This is a genomic window from Aquipseudomonas alcaligenes (assembly GCF_003205495.1).
Classification (GTDB): domain Bacteria; phylum Pseudomonadota; class Gammaproteobacteria; order Pseudomonadales; family Pseudomonadaceae; genus Aquipseudomonas; species Aquipseudomonas alcaligenes_B.
This window is the reverse complement of record NZ_QJRX01000004.1, coordinates 363,949-379,889: the sequence shown is the minus strand read 5'-3', so window position 1 is coordinate 379,889 and position 15,941 is coordinate 363,949. Positions and strand designations below refer to the sequence as shown.

Here is a 15,941-nt window from a genome sequence, read left to right as displayed (position 1 = left end):
GTCATTCAGCGTCCTGATGCTGGAGGGCGTCCGGGATGGCCTTGGCTACACTCGCCCCAACCTCACCACAGAACAAGGCAATACGAGTATGCAGAATCGCATGATGATCACTGGCGCCGGCTCGGGTCTCGGTCGCGAGATCGCCCTGCGCTGGGCCCGCGAGGGCTGGCGCCTGGCGCTGTGCGACGTCAACGAGCAGGGCCTGGCGGAGACCCTGAAGCTGGTCCGCGAGGCCGGCGGAGACGGCTTCACCCTGCGCTGCGACGTGCGCGACTACAGCCAGCTGACCGCCGTGGCGCAGGCCTGCGAGGAGCGCTTCGGCGGCCTCGACGTGCTGGTCAACAACGCCGGGGTGGCCGCCGGGGGCATGTTCGCCGACCTCAGCCTGGAGGACTGGGACTGGCAGCTGTCGATCAACCTGATGGGCGTGATCAAGGGCTGCAAGGCCTTCCTGCCGCTGCTGCGTGCCAGCAAGGGCAAGATCATCAACATCGCCTCCATGGCGGCGCTGATGCAGGGCCCGGCGATGAGCAACTACAACGTGGCCAAGGCCGGCGTGGTGGCACTCTCCGAGAGCCTGCTGGTGGAGCTCAAGCCTGAGGGCCTGGGCGTGCACGTGGTCTGTCCGTCGTTCTTCCAGACCAACCTGCTGGACTCCTTCCGCGGGCCGACCCCGGAGATGAAGCAGCAGGTCGGCAAGCTGCTCGAAGGCAGCCCGATCAGCGCCACCGACATCGCCCACTACATCTACGACGAGGTGGCCAAGGGCGAGTTCATGATCCTGCCCCACGAGCAGGGCCGCATGGCCTGGGCCATCAAGCGGCAGAACCCGCAGCTGATCTACGACGAGATGACTAAGATGTGCGAGAAGATGCGCGCCAAGATGGGCGCCGCCTGACTCGTGCGGGCATGAAAAAGGGGCAGCCGAGGCTGCCCCTTTTTCGTTTTGGGCGCGGGCGTCAGCCGGCCACCAGCACGCGGATTGCCTCCAGGCGCAGCGCCGCCTTGTCGAGGAAGGCCAGGCCGCTCTCGCGCTGCTTGCGCAGGGCTTCGATCTCGGCCGGGCGCACCGTCGGGTTGACCGCCTGCAGCGCGGTCATGCGCGCGATTTCCTCGTCCAGGGTGGCGGTGAAGCGCTGGCGCGCCTCGTTGACCCGCTCGTTGTGGCGCGGCGCGATCTTCGCCTCGGCGGCGTTGATCTGCCTGGCCAGCACGTCGCGCTGGGCCTGCACGAACTTGTTGGCGCTGGCCCGCGGCACCGCTTCCAGCTGGTCATTGAGGGTATCGAAGGCGACCTTCGATGCCAGGTCGTTGCCGTTGGGGTCGAGCAGGCTGCGCAGCGCCACCGGCGGCAGGAATCGGCCAAGCTGCAGCGCCTTGGGCGCCACCACTTCGCTGACATACAGCAGTTCGAGCAGCACGGTGCCGGGCTTGAGCGCCTTGTTCTTGATCAGCGCCACCGCGGTGTTGCCCATCGAGCCGGACAGCACCAGGTCCATGCCGCCCTGCACCATGGGGTGTTCCCAGGTGAGGAACTGCATGTCCTCGCGGGCCAGTGCCTGGTTGCGGTCGTAGGTGACGGTGACCGCCTCGTCGTCGCCGAGCGGGAAGCTGGCGTCCAGCATCTTCTCGCTGGGACGCAGCACCAGGGCGTTCTCGGAGTGGTCCTCGCTGTCGATGCCGAATGCGTCGAACAGTTCTTCCATGTAGATCGGCAGGGCGAACTGGTCGTCCTGTTCGAGGATTTCCTCGACCAGCCGCTCGCCCTCGCCGGCGCCGCCGGAGTTGAGCTCCAGCAGGCGGTCGCGGCCGCTGTGCAGCTCGCCTTCGAGGCGTTCGCGTTCGGCGGTGGCCTCGCTCAGCAGGGCGTTCCAGGCGCCCTCGGCGTGGTCTTCCAGCAGCGGCAGCAGGCGCGGGCCGAACTGGTGCTGCAGGGCGTTGCCGGTCGGGCAGGTGTTGAGGAAGGCGTTCAGCGCCTGGTGGTACCACTGGAACAGGCGTTCCTGCGGGCTGTCCTCGAGGTAGGGCACGTGCAGCTGGATGGTGTGCTTCTGGCCGATGCGGTCGAGACGGCCGATGCGCTGCTCCAGCAGGTCCGGGTGGGCCGGCAGGTCGAACAGCACCAGGTGGTGGCTGAACTGGAAGTTGCGGCCTTCGGAGCCGATCTCGGAGCAGATCAGCACCTGGGCGCCGAACTCCTCGTCGGCGAAGTAGGCGGCGGCGCGGTCGCGCTCGAGGATGCTCATGCCCTCGTGGAACACCGTGGCCGGGATGCCGGAGCGCACGCGCAGGGCGTCTTCCAGGTCCAGCGCGGTCTCGGCGTGGGCGCAGATCACCAGCACCTTGAACTTCTTGAGCATCTTCAGGGTGTCGATCAGCCAGTCGACGCGCGGGTCGAAGCGCCACCAGGCTTCGTCATCACCCTGCGCCTGGTAGCTGACTTCCGGGTACAGCTCGGCGTGCTCGCCCGGCTGCAGGTTGGCGTACTGCTCGGGGTTGGGCAGCGGGTAGGGGTGCAGCTGGCGCTCGGGGAAGCCCTGCACGGCGGCGCGGGTGTTGCGCAGCAGCACGCGGCCGGTGCCGTGGCGATCCAGCAGCTCGCGGATCAGCCGCGCGGCGGCCTCGCTGTCGCCATCGGTGACGGCGGCCAGCAGGGCCTCGCCCTCGGCGCCGAGGAAGCGGCCGATGGTGGCGTGGGCCTGTGCGGACAGGCGGCCCTCGTCGAGCAGTTCCTGCACCGCCTCGGCCACCGGGCGGTAGTTGGCACTCTCGGCGCGGAAGGCGTCGAGGTCGTGGAAACGGTCCGGGTCGAGCAGGCGCAGGCGCGCGAAGTGGCTTTCCAGGCCCAGCTGTTCCGGGGTGGCGGTGAGCAGCAGCACGCCGGGGATGGTCGCGGCCAGCTGCTCGACCAGGCGGTATTCGTCGCTGGCCTTCTCCGGGTGCCAGACCAGGTGGTGCGCCTCGTCGACCACCAGCAGGTCCCAGCCGGCGGCGAACGCGGCGTCCTGGGCCTTGTCGCTGTCCTTCAGCCATTCCAGGGCGACCAGCGCCAGCTGGGTGTCCTCGAAGGGGTTGCTGGCATCGCTCTCGGCGAAGCGCTCGGCGTCGTACAGGGCGACCTGCAGGTTGAAGCGCCGGCGCATCTCCACCAGCCACTGGTGCTGCAGGTTCTCCGGAACCAGGATCAGCACGCGGCTGGCACGGCCGGAGAGCAGCTGGCGGTGGATCACCAGGCCTGCCTCGATGGTCTTGCCCAGGCCCACCTCGTCGGCCAGCAGCACGCGCGGGGCGATGCGGTCGGCTACTTCGCGGGCGATGTGCAGCTGGTGGGCGATCGGCTGGGCGCGGGCGCCGCCCAGGCCCCACAGGCTGGACTGCAGCAGGCGGCTCTGGTGCTCCAGGGTGTGGTAGCGCAGGGCGAACCAGTTCAGCGGGTCGATCTGCCCGGCGAACAGGCGGTCGCTGGCCAGGCGGAACTGGATGAAGTTGGACAGCTGGGTTTCCGGCAGGCTGATCGCTTCGTGCTGGGCATTGAAGCCGTGGTAGACCAGCAGGCCGTCGATGTCCTCGACTTCCTGCACGGTCAGCTTCCAGCCCTCGAAGTGGGTGATCTCGTCGCCCGGGGCGAAGCGCACGCGGGTCAGCGGGGCGTTGCGCAGGGAATACTGGCGGGTCTCGCCGGTGGCCGGGTAGAGCACGGTGAGCAGGCGGCCGTCGGAAGTGAGGATGGTGCCGAGCCCGAGTTCCGCCTCGCTGTCGCTGATCCAGCGTTGCCCCGGTTGATACTGCACGATGCCACTACTTGCCATGAAAAGCCCCAGCTGCGAAAAAAGCCGCGTATGTTAGCGGAACGCCGCGTCGAGGGCGACGTCCGTACTGAATCAATGCGTGCGTCCCGAGTCGAAAGTGTAGCGAGCGGGCGTTCAAGTTGGAGACCGTCCGGCCGACAGCAGGGTTAACCAGGGAGACCCCGATGCTACCGCCCATTCCGCACAGTCTGCTCCCCGTCACCGCCCAGCAGGACGTGGTCAAGCCGCGCCCGGACATCCCGCCGGTGACCCCGGCCAACGAAAGCTCCAACGAGAGCCAGGTGGAGCTGGACAAGCGCCACCCGCAGGAGGCCGAGGAACTGCTGCGCGAGGAGCAACGGCGGCGCCAGCGCCGTGGCTACACCCCGGAGGAACTGGCCGAACTGGATGCCGCCAGCCCCGAGCAGGAGAAGCTGCTGGAAGAGCTGCCGCGCCAGGGTCTGTGGGTGGATGTGGAAGTCTGATCGGCAGACAATGCAAGCCCACTCTCCTATTGCGACCGCCTTGGACCTGTTCTCCGATCCCCTCATCGAGCTGCCCGGTGCCGAGCTGGACTTGCGGCCACACTGGCTCGACAGCGCCACGGCCACCGCCTGGTTCCGCCAGCTGGCTACGGAAACCCCCTGGGAGCAGCCGCAGCTGTTCATCCACGGGCGACCTGTCGCCGTGCCGCGCCTGGTCGCCTGGTACGGCGATGCCGAGGCCAGCTACCGCTATTCCGGCCTGGAACATCGACCGCTGCCCTGGACGCCGCTGCTGGCCGAGATCCGCGCGCGGGTGCAGGAGGCGGCCGGCCAGCCGCTCAACGGCGTGCTGCTCAACTATTACCGCGACGGCAACGATTCCATGGGCTGGCACAGCGACGACGAGCCCGAATTGGGCCGCGACCCGCTGATCGCCTCGCTCAACCTCGGCGGTACCCGCCGTTTCGACCTGCGGCGCAAGGGCGCCAGCCGCATCGAGCACTCCCTGGAACTGGCCGACGGTTCGCTGCTGGTCATGCGCGGCGCGACGCAGCATCATTGGCAGCATCAGGTGGCCAAGACCCGCAAGCCGGTGGCGCCACGCATCAACCTGACCTTTCGCCTGATCCGGGGCCGAGCATGAGCGACGACAAGCTGATCGACTTCTCCGCCGAGCGCGGCAAGCGCATCCATGACCTGCACGACAAGAAGCTGGACGAGATGCGTCAGGCCTTCGAACAGGCCCTGCCGCTGGCCAAGGCCAAGAAGAAGTCCAAGGGCAAACCGAAGAAGCGCTGAGCCCCCTGCGCGCCGGTTCCTGCCGACCTGCGGCGCCCTGTCGCGGCGCCCATCCTCCGGGTTATTGACCCGGATCAATTCCCGCCCGCCAGCCTCCTCTACTCTGAAGCCATGCAAGACAAGGCTCAGACAGGAGGCCGCCATGTTCCTCGATACAGTGGTTCTCGCCGGGATCGGCACAGTTGCCCTGATGGTCGCCTTCTTCGGCGGCGTCGGTTACTTCATCTGGAAGGATGCTCACAGGAAGGCCAAAGCCAAGGCCGAGTGATCCTTCTGAAATAGTGCACGCAAGGCATTTGGGGCGACTTCGGTCGCCCATTTTTTTGCCCGCAGAAAAAGAGGCCCGCGCGCGGCGGGCCTAAACGTGGGTTCAGGGGTGGCGTTGCCAGAGGCGGAACGCCGGTTCGGCGAGGAACAGCACGCACATCAGGCGCAGCACCTGCAGCCCGGTGATCAGCGGCACCGACAGGGCCAGGGCCTCGGCGGTCAGGCTCAGCTCGGCGATGCCGCCGGGCATCATGCCCAGCATCAGCGAGCGCTGATCCAGCGCGCCCAGCCAGCCGAGGGCCTCGGCGGCCAGGGCGGCGGCGCACATGGCCAGCAGCGTGGCGCCCAGCACCAGGGCGAGGAAGCGCGGCGCACGGCGGAAGAACTCGCGGCTGAAGTGACAGCCCAGAGCGCTGCCGATCAGCCACTGGCCCAGTTCGCTGGTGCCGGACGGCAGGCTCAGCGGCTGGTCCAGCCAGATCGCGCCGGCGGCGGCGAACAGGATCGGCCCGAGCAGCCAGGGGTTGGGCTGGCGCAAACGCTGGCCAAGCAGGGCCAGCAGCGCGCCGCCGGCCAGCAGCGCAGCCAGCGCCAGGGGCTGGCTGTGGCTGTGCGTGTGCGCCAGGGCCGGCGCGGCGCCCAGCCACCACTGGAACAGTGCCGGCACCAGCAGCACCACCAGCAGCAGGCGCAGGCTCTGCCCGGCCGCCACCTCGCCGGCCTGGGCACCGTTGCGCTGGCCGAGGTTGACCATCTCGCTGGCGCCGCCGGGCATGCTGGCGAAGAAGGCGGTGGCGCGGTCGTGGCCGGCGGCGCGTAGCAGGGCGATGCCGATCAGGCTGGTGAGGCTGGTGAGCAGGGCGCCGGCCAGCAGCAGGCCGCCGTGGGCCAGCACCTGCTCCAGCACCGCCGGGTTGAAGTGCAGGCCGATGCCGGTGCCGACCAGCCACTGCCCGGCCTTGCGCGCGCCGGGCACTTCGCGCAGGTCCAGGCCGCCCAGGCAGCGCAGCAGGATCACCGCGAGCAGGGAACCGACCATCCACGGCAAAGGCCAGCCGATCAGGCTGGCCAGGGCGCCGCCGGCCGCACCGGCCAGCGGCGTGAGCCACCACTTAGGCATGCGCGGCACGCAGCGCGCGGCGCTTGCGCAGCCAGCGCAGGCCGGGCAGGGCCAGCATCAGCAGGGCCAGGCCCCAGAGCGCCACTGTGATCGGGCTGGACCAGAGGATCGCCAGGTCGCCGTTGCTGATCGACAGGGCGCGGCGCAGGTTGGACTCCATCAGCTCGCCGAGGACGAAGCCGAGGATCAGCGCCGACAGCGGGAAGTCCATCTTGCGCAGCAGGTAGCCGAACACGCCGAGGCCGATCATCAACACCAGGTCGAAGGTGGTGCTGTGCACCGCGTACACGCCGACCAGGCTGACGATGGTGATGGCCGGCACCAGGATCCAGCTCGGCACGCTGAGCATGCGGGCGAACAGGCCGACCAGCGGGATGTTCATCGCCAGCAGGATGACGTTGCCGATGAACAGCGAGGCGATCAGACCCCAGACCACGTCCGGCTGCTGCTCGAACAGCAGCGGGCCGGGGGTGATGTTGTAAAGGGTCAGGGCGCCGATCATCACCGCTGTGGTGCCCGAGCCCGGTACGCCGAGGGTCAGCATGGGAATCAGCGAGCCGCAGGCCGAGGCGTTGTTGGCCGCCTCCGGTGCCGCCACGCCGCGCAGGTCGCCGTCGCCGAAGCGGCCGTTGGCGCCGGCCATGCGCTTCTCGCTCATGTAGGTGATGGCGCTGGCGATGGTCGCGCCGGCGCCCGGCAGCACACCGATGACGAAGCCGGCCAGCGAGCTGCGCAGGGTAGTCCACCAGACCGAGGCGAACTCCCTGAAGTTGAACAGCATGCGCCCGCTGGCTTTGACCGCCTTCTGCCCGCTGGTGGTGTGTTCGAGCATCAGCAGCACTTCGCTGACGCTGAACAGGCCGATCACCACGATGACGAACTGGATGCCGTCGGACAGGCCGATGCTGTCGAAGGTGAAGCGGTACACCCCGGTGGTGGCGTCCACCCCGACCGTGGCCAGGCCCAGGCCGATCAGCGCGGCGAGCAGGGTCTTGACCGGCTTGTCGCCGACCATGCCGCCCAGGCAGGCGATGGCGAACACCATCAGCACGAAGTACTCGGCCGGGCCGAAGGCCACCGCCCAGTTGGCCAGGATCGGCGCGAACAGGACCACGCCTATGGTGGCGATGGTGCTGCCGATGAACGAACTCATGGCCGACAGCGACAGGGCGATGCCGCCCTTGCCCTGGCGCGCCAGCGGGTAGCCGTCGAGGGTGGTCATGATGGCCGCGGCGTCGCCCGGCACATTGAGCAGGATGGCCGAGATGCGCCCGCCGTACTCGCAGCCCAGGTACACGGCAGCCAGCAGGATCAGCGCGGTTTCCGGCGGCAGGCCGAGGGCGAAGGCCAGCGGCAGCAGGATGGCCACGCCGTTGATCGGGCCCAGGCCCGGCAGCAGGCCGACCACGGTGCCGACGAAGGCGCCGAACAGCGCCACCAGCAGGTTGACCGGGCGGGTGGCCACGTCGAAGCCCTGCATCAAGAAATTCAGCGTTTCCATTTCAGCTCTCCACGAAAGCGGCGAACAGGCCGAGCGGCAGCGGCACGTCCAGCAGGTAGTCGAACAGGCCAAACAGCAGGGTGCCCATCAGCAGGCCGCTGAGGGCGCTGGGCAGCAGGCGGCCGCCGAACAGCAGGCCGAGGCCGAAGCCGGCCAGGGCGGTACTGAGCACGAAGCCCAGCGGCTCGAACAGCAGGGCGTAGGCCAGCAGGGCGCCGACGCACAGGCCGACCTTGCGCGCCAGCGCCCAGGAGATCGGCGGGGTCGGCTCGCCGCTCGGCTTGCACAGCAGCCACAGGGCGGCGACGGCCATCAGGCTCAGCAGCAGCAGGGGGTAGGCGCGCGGGCCGACCGGGTCGTAGGAAAAGGGCGCCTGGAAGCCCCAGGCGACCACGGCGAGAAAGGCGCAGACGAGCAGCCACACCGCGGCGAACAGGCGGACGTACATGAGGAGTTCCTCGTGATAGGGGGAGGCGGGAAGCGTCGCGAGCGACGGAAAGGCAAGGCGGAAGGCGGCGAGGGGAGGGAGTTGGGTCAACCCAATGACCGAGCCGAGCCGCCTTCCAACACAGCCTTTCCTAGCGCAGCAGCTTCCCTACTGGACCAGGCCGAACTCGCCGGCCAGGGCCTTGTAGTCCTGCACCTGCTTGAACACGTAGGCCTTCAGCTCGTCGCCGGTCATGCTCAGGGGGAACAGGTCGCGCTGTTCGCGCAGCTTGGCGAACTCGGGGCTGGCCAGCAGGGTGTCGAACTGGCCTTTCCACCAGGCGTAGTCGGCATCGCTGACCTCCGGCCCCATGTAGAAGCCACGGATCACCGGCCAGGTGATGTCGTAGCCCTGCTCCTTGGCGGTCGGCAGGTTGGCCAGCTTGCCCGGCAGGCGCTGGTCGGACAGCACGGCGATGACGCGGATCTTGTTCGCCGCCAGTTGCGGGGTGACTTCGCCGAGGCCGCTGGAGGTGACCTGCACATGGCCGCCGAGCATGGCGGTGAGGGTTTCGCCACCGCCCTCGAAGGCCACGTAGCGCAGCTTCTGCGGGTCGATGCCGGCGGCGCGGGCGATCAGTGCGGTCTGCATCCAGTCCTGGCCGCCGATGGTGGCGCCGGCACCGAAGACGATGCTGCTCGGGTCCTTCTTCAGCGCCTGCACCAGGTCGTCGAGGGTCTGGTAGGGCGAGTCGGCGCGCACGCTGATGGCGCCGTAGTCGGTGCCGATGCCGGCCAGCCAGCGCACGGCGTTCTCGTCGTAGCGGCCGAACTTGCCCTGGGCCAGGTTGAGCAGGGAGCCGGAGGAGAACGCGGTGATGGTCCCGGCGTCCTTCGGCCGCTGGGCGACCACGGCGTTGTAGGCCACCGCACCGACACCGCCGGGCATGTAGGTGACGCGCATCGGCGCCTTCAGCAGGCCGTTGTCCTTCAGGCCGCTCTGGGCCAGCTTGCAGGTCAGATCGAAACCGCCGCCGGGCTTGGCCGGGGCGATGCACTCGGGGCGCTTGGGCTCGGCCAGCAGCTGGCTGCTCAGGGCGAGGGTGCCGAAGGCGAGGGCGATGCGGGACAGGGCAGTTTTCATCAGCATTCTCCTGTGGAGTTTTATTGTGGCTTACCAGATCGGCAGGCTGTAGCCGACGATCAGGCGGTTCTCGTCCGCATCGCGGGCGAAACTGGAACGGAAGCTGGCGTTGCGCAGGCGCACGTAGAGGTCCTTGAGCGGGCCGCTCTGCACCACGTACTTGAACTCGATGTCGCGTTCCCACTCGCGGCCTTCTTCATCGCTGCCGCTGACCTGGGCGTTGTCGCCGTGGATGTAGCGGGTCATGAAGCTCAGGCCGGGGATGCCGAGGCCGGCGAAGTCGAAGTCGTAGCGGGCCTGCCAGGAACGCTCGTCGGCGTTGGCGAAGTCGTTGATCTGCACGAAGTTGACCAGGAAGGGGTCGCTGCCATCGAGGTAGGCGAAGCCGGTGTCGCCGCTCATGTGCTGGTAGCCGAGGCCGACCTTGTGCCCGCTGTGGGCATAGGAGACCAGGCCGTTCCAGGCGTTGTTATCGATCTCACCGGCCTGGGCGGAGCCGCTGTCGTCGCTGATCGAGACGCGCAGGTCGGCGCTCAGGGTCCCGCCGCCCAGGGGCTGGCTGGCCAGCAGGCCGAGGAAGTGCTGGCGGTAGATGTCCTCGACATCGGCGTAGTAGTAGCGCCCGGTCAGGCCCTTGGCGAAGCTGTAATCGAAGCCGGCCAGGTCCATGTGCTCGGCCGTCACGCCACCGGCGAAGCGCTTGTTCTTGCTGTTGAGGATGAGGTCCTCGGAGTTGGTCGAGGCGCGGTCGATCACCTTGTCCAGGCGCCCGCCGGTGAAGCTCAGGTTGTCGATGTCGCTGGAGGTCAGCAGGCCGCCCTCGAACACCTGCGGCAGCAGGCGGCTGTCGCTGGCCTTGACCACCGGCAGCTCGGGGATGTGCGAGCCGTAGCGGAACTCCGTCTCGGAGACCTTGACCTTGGCGGTCAGGCCGAGGCGACCGAACTGGTCCGGGGTGCCGCCGTCGTCCTGCACCGGCAGCAGGTCGGTGCCGCTGCGGCCCTTGCCGGAGTCGAGCTTGATACCGAGCATGCCGAGGGCGTCGAGGCCGAAGCCGACGCTGCCTTCGGTGTAGCCGGAGCGGACGTCGAGCAGGAAGCCCTGGCCCCATTCCTCGCGCTTGTTCTGGCCATCGCCTTCACGGAAGTCGCGGTTGAGGTAGATGTTGGTGGTGGTCAGGCTGGCGCTGCTGTCTTCGATGAAGGCGGCATGGGCGCCGGAGGCGCAGGTGGCGGCGAGAATCGCCAGGGCGAGGCGGTTTGCGGGCAGTGCAATAGGCATTGCAGGTGGTCTCCGATTGTTGTTCTTGTCACGCCGGGGCAACCACGCGGCCGGCGTTTTCGCGGGTGGTTCTTGCCACCCTGGTCGCGATCCTAGGGGGCGAAACTTTCGCCAGCCTTTCAGCGTGAAAGAAACCTGCGGCGCCCTTCACAGGCCGCCCGCGCTGGTTAAACTCGGCGCATAACGACAAGACTTCGGAGTGTGCTGCCGTGCGAATCCTGCTGGTCGAGGACCATCTGCCCCTGGCCGAGAGCGTGGCCCAGGCCCTGCGTGGCGCCGGGCTGACCGTCGATGTGCTGCACGACGGGGTGGCCGCCGAGCACGCCCTGGCCAGCGAGGACTACGCCCTGGCGGTGCTCGACGTGGGCCTGCCGCGGCTCGACGGTTTCGCGGTGCTGGCCCGCGTGCGCGGGCGCGGCAAGACCCTGCCGGTGCTGATGCTGACCGCCCGTGGCGAGGTCAAGGACCGGGTGCACGGCCTCAACCTGGGCGCCGACGACTACCTGGCCAAGCCCTTCGAACTGAGCGAACTGGAGGCGCGGGTCAAGGCCCTGCTGCGCCGCAGCGTGCTGGGCGGCGAGCAGCAGCAGCGCTGCGGCGAACTGGTCTACGACCTCGGCACCCGGCGCTTCAGCCTGCGCGAGCAGCCGCTCAACCTGACCTCGCGCGAGCAGGCCGTGCTGGAAGCGCTGATTGCCCGGCCGGGGCGGGTGATGAGCAAGGAGCAGCTGGCCGACCAGGTGTTCGGCCTGGACGAGGAGGCCAGCGCCGACGCCATCGAGATCTACGTGCACCGGCTGCGCAAGAAGCTGGAGGACGACAGCGTGCGCATCGTCACCTTCCGCGGCCTGGGTTACCTGCTGGAGGCCGTGGGTGAGTGAGCTGGCCGCCGGCAGCCTGCGTGGCCGGCTGCTGCGCCGCCTGGCCATCCTGCTGGCCATCCCGCTGCTGATCGGCAGCCTGAGCGCCTACTGGAACGGCCGTGCGGCGGCCGACGACGCCTACGACCGCACCCTGCTGGCCTCGGCGCGGGCCATCGCCGACGGCCTGTATACCGAGGACGGCCTGCTGCGGGCCGACGTGCCCTATGTGGCGCTGGACCCCTTCGCCTACGACCTGGAGGGGCGCATCTTCTACCAGGTCAGCGACCTCGAGGGGCGCCTGGTGTCCGGCTACGACGGCCTGCCGGCGCCACCGCCTGGCACCCCCCGCACCGACGACTACCCGGCGCTGGCGCGTTTCTACGACGGCGAGTTCGACGGCGTCGGCGTGCGCCTGGTCAGCCTGCTGCAGCCGGTCAGCGAACCGGGGATGAACGGCATGGCGGAGATCCGCGTGGCCGAGACCGACGTGGCCCGCGAGCGCATGGCGCGCGGTCTGCTGCTCGATACCCTGTGGCGCATGGGCCTGCTGGCGCTGATCACCCTGGCCCTGGTGTGGCTGGCAGTGAGTGCTGCGCTGCGTCCGCTGGAGCGCCTGCGCGCGGCGGTGGAGGAGCGCCAGCCGGACGACCTGCGGCCGCTGCCGCTGGTCGAGGCGCAGGACGAGCTGCGCCCGCTGGTGGTCTCGCTCAACCATTTCACCGAGCGCCTGCGCCAGCAGTTCGAACGCCAGGCGCAGTTCATCGCCGACGCCTCCCACGAGCTGCGCACGCCGCTGGCGGCGCTCAAGGCGCGCATCGAACTGGGCCTGCGCGAGCACGAGCCGCAGCAGTGGTACGGCACCCTGGAGAAGGCGGCGCAGAGCACCGACCGCCTCACCCATCTGGCCAACCAGCTGCTGTCGCTGGCGCGTATCGAGCGCGCGGCGCGTGCGGTGAGCGAGGGCGGCGCCGAGCGGGTCGAGCTGGCCCAGCTGGTGCGCGAGCTGGGCCTGGCTCTGGCGCCCCTGGCGCACCAGCGCGGCATCGCCCTGGCCCTGGAGGCCGAGGAGGGCGTGGTTGTCCAGGGCGAGCCGACCCTGCTCAACGAGCTGGTCTACAACCTGGTGGACAATGCCCTGGCGCATACCCCGGCAGGTGGCAACCTGGTGCTGCGGGTATGCCGGCCGGCCGTGCTGGAGGTGGAGGACGACGGCCCGGGGATTCCCGCCGAGGAGCGCGAGCGGGTATTCGAGCGCTTCTACCGGCGCAACCCGCAGGGCAGCGGCGCCGGCCTGGGCTTGGCCATCGTCGGCGAGATCTGTCGCGCCCATCTGGCGCGGGTCGAGCTGGAACGGGGCGCCGGCGGTGGGCTGCTGGTGCGGGTGAGCTTTCCGCCGGCCTAGGGCCCTTGTCGTCGCAGCGGCCCCTAGCGCGCCAGGCTCAGCGGCTGCTGGATTTCCAGCAGGTACTGGCTGACCTTGCCGCTGTCCTGCAGGGCCTTGAGGCCGCGGTTGAAGCGCGCCATGCGCTCGGCATTTCCGGGTACCCGCTTCGACAGCAGCAGGTGCAGGCTGTCGCTGCGCAGCGGCTGCGGGTGGAAGCTCAGTTGGCTGCGCTGCTCGCGGCTGAAGCGGCTGTGCAGCAGGTCGAAGGCCACCACCTTGTCCATCGGGAAGGCATCCAGACGACCGGCCAGCAGCATGCGCAGGCCCTGCTCTTCGCTGCTTAGGCGCTTGACCCTGAGCAGGCCGTCGCGCTCGGCCTGCTGGAAGGCCTGGCCGTAGTCATAGTCGATGGCGCCGCCGAGGCGCAGCGGTGCGAGGTCGGCGACCTGCTGCCAGTCGAAGGGGCGGTCCTTGCGGTGGAACAGGTAGTAGCCGCTCTCCACCACGGGGTCACTGATGTAGAAGGTCTGCTCGCGTTCGGGGCTGCGCAGCCACACGGCGCTGCCATCACTCTTGCCGCGCTCGGCACTGCGCAGGGCGCGAGCCCAGGGGTAGAACTCCCACCTGACCCGGATGCCTTCTAGGGCAAAGGCTTCTTCGACGATGCGCGAGGCAACGCCGTGGTGGGGCAGATTCTGGCCGAGGTAGGGGCTCCACTCGCCGTTGGTCAGGCGCACCTCATCGGCGCGCGCGGTGCAGCAGAGCAGCAGGGTGAATAGCACGGACAGCAGACGCATGGCACGCTTCCTTACCCGGAACTGAGCGGGGCAGGGCGGAGTCCTCCCGCCCTGCGGCGTACGGCTTGGATCGCCGCCCGGCCAAGTGCCGGGCATGCCAGCAGTCTAGTCGGGGTGCCGGGTTACTGCAGCATGCTGGTGGCCGCTTCCATGGCGGCGGAGAGATCCTCGTCGGCCTGCATGTCGACGTTGGGGTCGAGGCCGAGCTTGGCGAAGGCCGGGATCTTGCTCCAGTCCAGCTGGGTGTAGGGGTGCTCGCTGCCCAGATAGCTCTGCAGGGTGGCGACCTGGACGATGTCGACGTAGTCGGCTTTCGGCGAGTTACGGGTGAAGTCCAGGTGCTGGCTGGGCACTATGGCGATCGGCTCGGGGAACTCCCAGGCTCGCAGGATCTTGTCGCCGATGATCGGGTGGATCTTCTCGATCACGTGGTTGAGGCTGATCGAGTCGGCCAGCAGGGCGTTGTTCTCTTCGGCGTAGGTGAGGATCGGCAGCACGCCGATCTGGTGCACCAGGCCAGCCAGGGTGGCCTGGTCGGGCATCAGGCGGGTGTAGTGGCGGCACAGCACATGGCAGATGCCGGCGATTTCGGTGCTCTTGTTCCACACCTCGCGCATCTTGCGGTCGACCACGTCGCTGGTGGCCTGGAACATCTGCTCCATGGCCAGGCCGGTGGCCAGGTTGCAGGTGTAGTTGATGCCGAGGCGGCTGACGGCCATCTGGATGTCGGTGATTTCCTTGCTGGTGCGCAGCAGCGGGCTGTTCACCACCTTGATGATGCGCGCGGTGAGCGCCGCGTCGTTGCCGATCACCTTGCTCAGGGCCGGGATGCTGACGTTCGGGTCTTCCGCCGCTTCGCGCACCTTGAGTGCCACTTCCGGCAGGGTCGGCAGCACCAGTTCATCGTTGTCGATGGCCTGGATCAGTTCCTCTTGGACTTTCTCGGCAAGCTTGCTCATCTCGGCTCTCGGATCATGCGTCCGCATCAGTCTAGGCGCTGGGGCGAACTTGGTTCAGGTATGCCCGGGTTGTACCGCGTTTGCCTGGGCTCTTGCATCAGCTTTTTCGTCTAGCGCTGGATTTCGCGGTCGGCGTCCAGCTGGTAGGGCAGGTCGAGCAGTTCCAGGCTTGGGCCCTGCGGGCTGCCCAGGTGGATGCGGCCATCGTCCTTGGCATCCTCCTGCAGCACGGCCAGCAGCTCCACGCCCTCGGGCGCGCGGGCAGCCAGCACCACTTCGCCGACGCTGGAGCCGTGCACCGGCGAGAATAGCTCGCTACCCGGCTGCGGCACCTCGCCGGCAGCCAGGCGCAGGTGTTGCAGGCGGCGCTTGAGCTTGCCCAGGTACTGCATGCGCGCGACGATTTCCTGGCCGGTGTAGCAACCCTTCTTGAAGCTGACGCCGCCGACCGCCTGCAGGTTGATCATCTGCGGGATGAATAGCTCGCGGGTGGCGCCGAACACCTGGCCGATGCCGGCGCGCACCTGGCCGAGCAGCCAGTCGTTGAGCGGCGCTTCGTGCAGCTGCGCGGCCAGGCGGCCCTGCAAGGTCTCGGCCTGGGCGGTCGGTGCCCACAGCTCGGCGCGCCCGCCGGGCAGCCGTATGGCCAGCAGGTCACCTGCGCGGGCCACGCTGTCGACCTGCTGCGGCAAGTCCAGGCCGAGGGCGAGCAGGGCGCCGTCGCCGCCGGACAGGCCGAAGCGCACCCAGGTGGCGGATTCGTCGGCCAGGGTCGACTTGGAGAACACCGCGTACTTCTTCAGGTCCGCCAGCTGTTCCTCCAGCAGCTCGCCGGCCAGGGCCAGCAGGTAGCCATCGCCGTGCCGGACGATGCGGAAACTGGAGATCATGCGGCCCTTGGGCGTGCAGCGGGCGCCCAGGCTGCAGGTCCGTTCGTCGAGATAGTGGAGGTTGCAGGTGAGCTGGCCCTGAAGGAACTTGGTGGCGTCAGGGCCGCGCACGGCGAGCAGGGCTTCGTGATTGAGCGGGGTGAAAAAGGCGGAGTCGGCCATGGGCGATCGCTGGTCAATAAGTCAGGCCGTCATCATAGAGGCCGTCCGGCACCTTGTCAGCGGGTGCCGAGCGCGC

The 15,941-nt window shown here is 68.6% G+C and carries 16 protein-coding genes; 7 read left to right on the top strand and 9 right to left on the bottom strand.

Translation table 11 applies throughout. The features are described 5' to 3' along the window. The first annotated feature begins 88 nt into the window (after window positions 1-88). On the top strand, window positions 89-898 hold the full coding sequence (locus tag DMO17_RS09750) for an SDR family oxidoreductase (protein ID WP_110682288.1): 810 nt from the start codon (window positions 89-91) through the stop codon (window positions 896-898). A gap of 61 nt (window positions 899-959) precedes the next feature. On the opposite strand, the gene rapA is transcribed toward DMO17_RS09750, so the two are convergent. After that, a complete protein-coding gene (rapA, locus tag DMO17_RS09745; RefSeq protein ID WP_110682287.1) occupies window positions 960-3,809 on the bottom strand; it encodes an RNA polymerase-associated protein RapA in 2,850 nt (949 codons plus the stop codon). Between the two features lie 164 nt (window positions 3,810-3,973). Between rapA and DMO17_RS09740 the strand changes: the two genes are divergently transcribed. From DMO17_RS09740 to ccoM, 4 genes are all read left to right on the top strand, one after another. Further along, window positions 3,974-4,273, top strand: a complete 300-nt coding sequence (locus DMO17_RS09740) for an aspartate-semialdehyde dehydrogenase (protein ID WP_110682286.1) — start codon at window positions 3,974-3,976, stop codon at window positions 4,271-4,273. A 40-nt stretch (window positions 4,274-4,313) separates the two neighbouring features. Then, window positions 4,314-4,916 (top strand): alpha-ketoglutarate-dependent dioxygenase AlkB family protein, encoded by a 603-nt coding sequence (locus tag DMO17_RS09735; RefSeq protein ID WP_110682285.1) that lies wholly within the window; start codon window positions 4,314-4,316, stop codon window positions 4,914-4,916. Further along, complete coding sequence (locus DMO17_RS19715) at window positions 4,913-5,071, top strand: hypothetical protein (RefSeq protein WP_181418760.1); 159 nt, start codon at window positions 4,913-4,915, stop codon at window positions 5,069-5,071. Before DMO17_RS09735 ends, DMO17_RS19715 begins: the two co-directional genes overlap by 4 nt. A gap of 142 nt (window positions 5,072-5,213) precedes the next feature. Beyond that, window positions 5,214-5,339: a cytochrome c oxidase subunit CcoM gene (gene ccoM / locus DMO17_RS19845; protein WP_258371511.1), complete on the top strand. Its 126-nt coding sequence runs from the start codon at window positions 5,214-5,216 to the stop codon at window positions 5,337-5,339. Between the two features lie 102 nt (window positions 5,340-5,441). Here the strand turns inward: ccoM and DMO17_RS09730 are convergent, their stop codons facing one another. From DMO17_RS09730 to DMO17_RS09710, 5 genes are all read right to left on the bottom strand, one after another. Beyond that, window positions 5,442-6,467, bottom strand: coding sequence for an AbrB family transcriptional regulator (locus DMO17_RS09730; RefSeq protein WP_375538013.1), 1,026 nt, complete (start codon window positions 6,465-6,467; stop codon window positions 5,442-5,444). After that, on the bottom strand, window positions 6,451-7,959 hold the full coding sequence (locus DMO17_RS09725) for a tripartite tricarboxylate transporter permease (RefSeq protein WP_110682284.1): 1,509 nt from the start codon (window positions 7,957-7,959) through the stop codon (window positions 6,451-6,453). Before DMO17_RS09725 ends, DMO17_RS09730 begins: the two co-directional genes overlap by 17 nt. A gap of 1 nt (window position 7,960) precedes the next feature. Continuing rightward, window positions 7,961-8,407 carry a tripartite tricarboxylate transporter TctB family protein gene (locus DMO17_RS09720; RefSeq protein WP_110682283.1) on the bottom strand — a complete coding sequence of 149 codons (447 nt, stop codon included), beginning with the start codon at window positions 8,405-8,407 and terminating at the stop codon, window positions 7,961-7,963. A 147-nt stretch (window positions 8,408-8,554) separates the two neighbouring features. Then, window positions 8,555-9,529 carry a Bug family tripartite tricarboxylate transporter substrate binding protein gene (locus DMO17_RS09715; protein ID WP_110682282.1) on the bottom strand — a complete coding sequence of 325 codons (975 nt, stop codon included), beginning with the start codon at window positions 9,527-9,529 and terminating at the stop codon, window positions 8,555-8,557. Between the two features lie 30 nt (window positions 9,530-9,559). Then, on the bottom strand, window positions 9,560-10,810 hold the full coding sequence (locus tag DMO17_RS09710; protein ID WP_110682281.1) for an OprD family porin: 1,251 nt from the start codon (window positions 10,808-10,810) through the stop codon (window positions 9,560-9,562). 209 nt (window positions 10,811-11,019) lie between these two features. Here DMO17_RS09710 and DMO17_RS09705 point away from each other — a divergent pair, with 209 nt between their 5' ends. Both DMO17_RS09705 and DMO17_RS09700 read left to right on the top strand, forming a co-directional pair. Then, on the top strand, window positions 11,020-11,691 hold the full coding sequence (locus DMO17_RS09705) for a response regulator (RefSeq protein WP_110682280.1): 672 nt from the start codon (window positions 11,020-11,022) through the stop codon (window positions 11,689-11,691). A gap of 1 nt (window position 11,692) precedes the next feature. Then, window positions 11,693-13,075, top strand: a complete 1,383-nt coding sequence (locus tag DMO17_RS09700; protein WP_110682367.1) for a sensor histidine kinase — start codon at window positions 11,693-11,695, stop codon at window positions 13,073-13,075. 23 nt (window positions 13,076-13,098) lie between these two features. Here DMO17_RS09700 and DMO17_RS09695 read toward each other — a convergent pair whose 3' ends face one another. From DMO17_RS09695 to ygfZ, 3 genes are all read right to left on the bottom strand, one after another. After that, entirely contained in the window at window positions 13,099-13,854 is a 756-nt protein-coding gene (locus DMO17_RS09695; protein ID WP_110682279.1) for a substrate-binding periplasmic protein, read from the bottom strand. Window positions 13,855-13,976: 122 nt separating this feature from the next. Further along, window positions 13,977-14,813 carry an HDOD domain-containing protein gene (locus tag DMO17_RS09690; protein WP_110682278.1) on the bottom strand — a complete coding sequence of 279 codons (837 nt, stop codon included), beginning with the start codon at window positions 14,811-14,813 and terminating at the stop codon, window positions 13,977-13,979. A gap of 110 nt (window positions 14,814-14,923) precedes the next feature. Beyond that, window positions 14,924-15,865 (bottom strand): CAF17-like 4Fe-4S cluster assembly/insertion protein YgfZ, encoded by a 942-nt coding sequence (ygfZ, locus tag DMO17_RS09685; RefSeq protein WP_110682277.1) that lies wholly within the window; start codon window positions 15,863-15,865, stop codon window positions 14,924-14,926. Window positions 15,866-15,941 lie beyond the last annotated feature (76 nt).

Bases quoted from the DNA above. Each gene is read 5' to 3' on its own strand.
- rapA (WP_110682287.1), bottom strand. From the start codon at position 3,809: ATGGCAAGTAGTGGCATCGTGCAGTATCAACCGGGGCAACGCTGGATC.
- DMO17_RS09695 (WP_110682279.1), bottom strand. From the start codon at position 13,854: ATGCGTCTGCTGTCCGTGCTATTCACCCTGCTGCTCTGCTGCACCGCG.
- ccoM (WP_258371511.1), top strand. From the start codon at position 5,214: ATGTTCCTCGATACAGTGGTTCTCGCCGGGATCGGCACAGTTGCCCTG.
- DMO17_RS09725 (WP_110682284.1), bottom strand. From the start codon at position 7,959: ATGGAAACGCTGAATTTCTTGATGCAGGGCTTCGACGTGGCCACCCGC.
- DMO17_RS19715 (WP_181418760.1), top strand. From the start codon at position 4,913: ATGAGCGACGACAAGCTGATCGACTTCTCCGCCGAGCGCGGCAAGCGC.
- DMO17_RS09715 (WP_110682282.1), bottom strand. From the start codon at position 9,529: ATGAAAACTGCCCTGTCCCGCATCGCCCTCGCCTTCGGCACCCTCGCC.
- ygfZ (WP_110682277.1), bottom strand. From the start codon at position 15,865: ATGGCCGACTCCGCCTTTTTCACCCCGCTCAATCACGAAGCCCTGCTC.
- DMO17_RS09750 (WP_110682288.1), top strand. From the start codon at position 89: ATGCAGAATCGCATGATGATCACTGGCGCCGGCTCGGGTCTCGGTCGC.
- DMO17_RS09690 (WP_110682278.1), bottom strand. From the start codon at position 14,813: ATGAGCAAGCTTGCCGAGAAAGTCCAAGAGGAACTGATCCAGGCCATC.
- DMO17_RS09720 (WP_110682283.1), bottom strand. From the start codon at position 8,407: ATGTACGTCCGCCTGTTCGCCGCGGTGTGGCTGCTCGTCTGCGCCTTT.
- DMO17_RS09710 (WP_110682281.1), bottom strand. From the start codon at position 10,810: ATGCCTATTGCACTGCCCGCAAACCGCCTCGCCCTGGCGATTCTCGCC.
- DMO17_RS09740 (WP_110682286.1), top strand. From the start codon at position 3,974: ATGCTACCGCCCATTCCGCACAGTCTGCTCCCCGTCACCGCCCAGCAG.